Annotated in this window: 6 protein-coding genes; all 6 read right to left on the reverse strand. The window is 70.8% G+C overall.

Features of this window, described 5'->3' with window-relative positions:
- Positions 1 to 21: 21 nt before the first annotated feature.
- Positions 22 to 336 (reverse strand): DUF2469 domain-containing protein, encoded by a 315-nt coding sequence (locus DMH08_RS38895; protein WP_125621253.1) that lies wholly within the window; start codon positions 334 to 336, stop codon positions 22 to 24.
- Positions 333 to 1,046 carry a ribonuclease HII gene (locus DMH08_RS38900; protein ID WP_125621255.1) on the reverse strand — a complete coding sequence of 238 codons (714 nt, stop codon included), beginning with the start codon at positions 1,044 to 1,046 and terminating at the stop codon, positions 333 to 335. Before DMH08_RS38900 ends, DMH08_RS38895 begins: the two co-directional genes overlap by 4 nt.
- A gap of 69 nt (positions 1,047 to 1,115) precedes the next feature.
- Positions 1,116 to 2,048 carry a signal peptidase I gene (lepB, locus tag DMH08_RS38905; protein WP_125621257.1) on the reverse strand — a complete coding sequence of 311 codons (933 nt, stop codon included), beginning with the start codon at positions 2,046 to 2,048 and terminating at the stop codon, positions 1,116 to 1,118.
- 135 nt (positions 2,049 to 2,183) lie between these two features.
- Positions 2,184 to 2,534: a 50S ribosomal protein L19 gene (rplS, locus tag DMH08_RS38910; RefSeq protein WP_026405315.1), complete on the reverse strand. Its 351-nt coding sequence runs from the start codon at positions 2,532 to 2,534 to the stop codon at positions 2,184 to 2,186.
- Between the two features lie 117 nt (positions 2,535 to 2,651).
- The gene (gene trmD / locus DMH08_RS38915) at positions 2,652 to 3,434 is read right to left on the reverse strand and encodes a tRNA (guanosine(37)-N1)-methyltransferase TrmD (RefSeq protein WP_125621259.1); all 783 of its coding nucleotides are present in this window, start codon (positions 3,432 to 3,434) and stop codon (positions 2,652 to 2,654) included.
- Entirely contained in the window at positions 3,431 to 3,943 is a 513-nt protein-coding gene (rimM, locus tag DMH08_RS38920; protein ID WP_425248278.1) for a ribosome maturation factor RimM, read from the reverse strand. The genes trmD and rimM overlap by 4 nt, the downstream gene beginning before the upstream one ends.
- Positions 3,944 to 4,005 lie beyond the last annotated feature (62 nt).

A 4,005-nucleotide genomic window follows, 5' to 3' on the forward strand; every position in this document is an offset into this window, starting at 1 on the left:
CTGCTGGATCGGCGGGTGGGGTTACTGGTCGGATGGTAGTTCGAAGTCGCTTTTGGCGAGTTCTTCGACGTTGACGTCCTTGAAGGTGACGACGCGGACGTTCTTGACGAAGCGGGCGGGGCGGTACATGTCCCAGACCCAGGCGTCCTGCATGGTGACTTCGAAGAAGACCTCGCCGTTGTCGGTGCCGCGTACCTGGAGGTCGACGGAGTTCGTCAGGTAGAAGCGGCGCTCCGTCTCGACGACGTAGGTAAACAGCCCGACGACGTCCCGGTACTCGCGATAGAGCTGCAGCTCTATCTCGGTCTCGTACTTCTCGAGATCCTCGGCGCTCACGTTCGTGCCCCTTCCGTGCGGCCTTCGCCGGGGACCTCCCCCAAGGCCACGTCCCCATTGTTACGCACTGCTCGCCCGACGTTGACGTAGGAGAACCGATGCTCCGGACAAGGTCCGTGCTCGCGGAGGGCCTTGCCGTGCGCGCGCGTCACGTATCCCTTGTGCAGGTCGAAACCGTACTCCGGGTACCGCTCGTGGAGTTCCACCATGATGCGGTCTCGGGTGACCTTGGCGATGACGGACGCGGCGGCCACGCAGGCCGCGACCTGGTCGCCTTTGATCATCGCGAGGCCGGGCACGTCGAGGCCGGGCACGGGGAAGCCGTCGCTCAGCACGTAGGCGGGGCGTTCGGGCAGGGCGGCGAGGGCGCGGCGCATCCCGGTGATGTTGCACCGGTGCAGGCCGATGCGGTCGATGTCGTGGCACGGGATGACCACGGCGCTCCAGGCGAGGGCCCGTTCGGTGATCTCGCCGTACAGCTCCTCGCGGCGGGCCGGGGTGAGGAGCTTGGAGTCGGTGAGGCCCTCGATCGTGCCGCGGCGGCCGCTGCGCAGCATCACGGCGCCGACGACCAGGGGGCCCGCGCAGGCTCCCCGCCCCGCCTCGTCGACGCCGGCCACGGGGGCGAAGCCGGCGTGCTGCAGGGCTCGCTCGTAGGCGAGCAGCCCGGCGTCACGTCGGGGCGTGAAGCGGAGTGGACGACCCTTCATGCTCCGCAGCGTACGTCTCCCGGGCCCCCTGCCGCCGCCCGAACGGCCCCCTTCCGGGCATGTCGCCGATCACTCGATGGTCGGCTTCCCGCGGATCGCCGCTTCCGCCGGTCTGAGGCGGCGGCGTCTCAGCAGGTAGGCGATCGGGAGGGTGCCGATGACGCCGAGCGCGAAGGGGGTCGCGGGCAGGGCCGCGGCGGCGGCCGCGAGCGCGGGCTGCTCGAAGGTGTCCGGGATGGGGAGGGTGTCGATCCGGTCCAGCGGCCAGACGATCACGAAGGCGCGGCCGATGACGTGGTCGATCGGGATGGTGCCGCCGCCGGGGTCGGCCTGGTGGGAGCGGGAGTCGAAGGAGAGTTCCCGGTGGTCGCCCATGACCCACACCTGGCCGGGGGCGACCTTGATGTCGAAGGGGTCGTTGGACGGCTTGTTCTGCTCGCCCGTGATCGGGTCGGTGTACAGGTAGGACGACTCGTCGATCGGGACGTCGTTGACGGTGACGCGGCCCTGGGCGTCGCAGCACTTGACGCGGTCGCCGGGGATGCCGATGACCCGTTTGATGTAGTCCTTCTCGTTGGGGGCGAAGCCGAAGGCGGCGCCGACCCAGCGGAGGGCCTTGGAGACGGGGTTGGTGGGCTCGCTGACCTGCATCTCCGGGTCCCAGGAGTCCAGGCCGTTGAAGACGATGATGTCGCCGCGGGCGACGTCGCGGGTGTGGTAGACGATCTTATTGACGAGGACCCGGTCGCCGACCTGGAGCGTGTTCTCCATGGAACCGGACGGGATGTAGAAAGCCTGCACGGCGAACGCCTTGATGACCAAGGCGAGGACGACGGCGATGACGACGAGAATGGGCAGTTCTTTCCAGAAAGAGCCCTGCTTTTTCTTCTTGTCGTCGCCGTCCTCGGCCTCCTCTTCTTCGGAGGTCACGGTCTGCTCTTCTTCGGGCACCGCGCCCTCGGCCTCGGATCGCACGTCTCTCCGATCGTCCTCGTCAGTCATCAGATCAAAAGACTAGCGGCGCGGGGCCCGAACATGCCCGTCGCGGGCGTGTCACCGAGAGCCGAGCCGAACATTCCCCCCGAAACGGGCAACGCCCCGGTACCGCGGGGGTCCGGGGCGTTGCGGGGCACGGGCTCAGGACTCGCGCTTCTCCTTGATGCGCGCGGCCTTGCCGCGCAGGTTGCGCAGGTAGTAGAGCTTGGCGCGGCGGACGTCGCCGCGGGTGACGACCTCGATCTTGTCGATCGACGGGCTGTTGATCGGGAACGTCCGCTCGACGCCGACGCTGTAGCTCACCTTGCGGACGGTGAAGGTCTCGCGGGCGCCGCCGCCCTGGCGCCGGATCACCACGCCCTGGAAGACCTGGATACGGCTCCGGTTGCCCTCCGTCACGCGGACGTGCACCTTCAGCGTGTCGCCCGGGCGGAAGTCCGGGACGTCGGCGCGCATCGCGGCCTTTTCGATCTCCTGGATCAGGGTGTGCATCGCAGCGGTTCCTCAAAGTCGAACGCGGGCGTCGAGAGGCCCCGTGGGTCCTTCGTGGGGGCGTCGCGCCGCGGAAGCGGTCTTCATCGCCTGCTCGAGCGCAGGCGCACGGACGCTCTAGTTTGCCATACGTTCGGCGTCAACCGGAAAACCGGCCTCGCGCAGGACGTCGCGGTCGTGCGCGTCGAGGTGCGCGGGGTCGAGGCGGGCGAGCAGTTCGGGACGGACGCGGGCGGTGCGGCGCAGCGCCTCGTCGCGCCGCCACCTGGCGATCGCGCCGTGGTTGCCGGAGAGGAGGACCTCCGGGACGGGACGGTCGCGCCACACCGGCGGCTTGGTGTAGACGGGGCCTTCGAGGAGGGATTCCATCGCGCCGGGGGCGAAGGAGTCGTCGGCGACCGAGTCGGCGTTGCCGAGGACGCCGGGCAGGAGCCGGGCGACGGCCTCCACCATGACCAGGACGGCGACCTCGCCGCCGGCGAGCACGAAGTCGCCGAGGCTGACCTCGTCGACGGGCATGCGGGTCGCGGCCTCCTCGGCGACGCGGGAGTCGATGCCCTCGTACCGTCCGCAGGCGAACACCAGGCGGGGCTCGGCGGCGTACTCGGCGGCGAGCGCCTGGGTGAAGGGCCGCCCGCCGGGGGTCGGGACGACCAGCCGGGCGGTGGTGCCGGGCGGGACGACGGCGTCCAGCGCCTCGCCCCACGGTTCGGGCTTCATCACCATGCCGGGCCCGCCGCCGTAGGGGGTCTCGTCCACGGTGCGGTGCCGGTCGTGCGTCCAGCCGCGCAGGTCGTGCACGGTGAGGTCGAGCAGCCCGCCGCGGCGGGCCTTGCCCAGCAGGGACAGGTCCAGCGGGGCGAAGTACTCGGGGAAGATCGTGACGATGTCGATGTTCATGATTCGTCGAGGAGGCCGGGGGGCGGGTCGATGACGAGCCGGCCGCCGGGCACGTCCACCTCGGGGACCAGCGCGGCCACGAACGGCACGAGCCGCTCCCCGCCGGGCCCCCGCACGACCAGCAGGTCCTGCCCGTGGTGGAGGACGTCGGCGACCCGGCCGACGTCGGCGCCGTCGGTGGTGACGACGGCGAGGCCGATGAGCTCGCGGTCGTGGAACTCGTCGGGGTCGTCGGAGGGGCGGATGTCGTCGGAGGGGACGACCAGCCAGGTGCCGCGGATCTGCTCGGCGGCGTCGCGGTCCGCGATCCCGGCGAACCGGACGAGGAGGCGCCCGGAGTGCCAGCGGGCGCGGTCGACGGTGAGGGGCCCGGCGGACGCCGGGTCGGTGGCGATCGAGGTGCCGGGCGCGAACCGGACGTCCGGGTCGTCGGTGCGGACGTCGAGGGTGACCTCGCCGCGGACGCCGTGCGGGCGGCCGATCCGGCCGATGGCGATCGGGTCGCTCACGATGGGCACCTCACGTTGCGGCCCGCCGCGGCGGGCCGCAACGTGAGGTGCCCATCGTGAGC

The organism is Actinomadura sp. WAC 06369, from assembly GCF_003947565.1.
GTDB lineage: Bacteria > Actinomycetota > Actinomycetes > Streptosporangiales > Streptosporangiaceae > Spirillospora > Spirillospora rifamycini.

Coding starts and splice junctions, on each gene's coding strand:
- DMH08_RS38900 (WP_125621255.1), bottom strand. CDS start 1,046: ATGAAGGGTCGTCCACTCCGCTTCACGCCCCGACGTGACGCCGGGCTG.
- lepB (WP_125621257.1), bottom strand. CDS start 2,048: ATGACTGACGAGGACGATCGGAGAGACGTGCGATCCGAGGCCGAGGGC.
- rplS (WP_026405315.1), bottom strand. CDS start 2,534: ATGCACACCCTGATCCAGGAGATCGAAAAGGCCGCGATGCGCGCCGAC.
- trmD (WP_125621259.1), bottom strand. CDS start 3,434: ATGAACATCGACATCGTCACGATCTTCCCCGAGTACTTCGCCCCGCTG.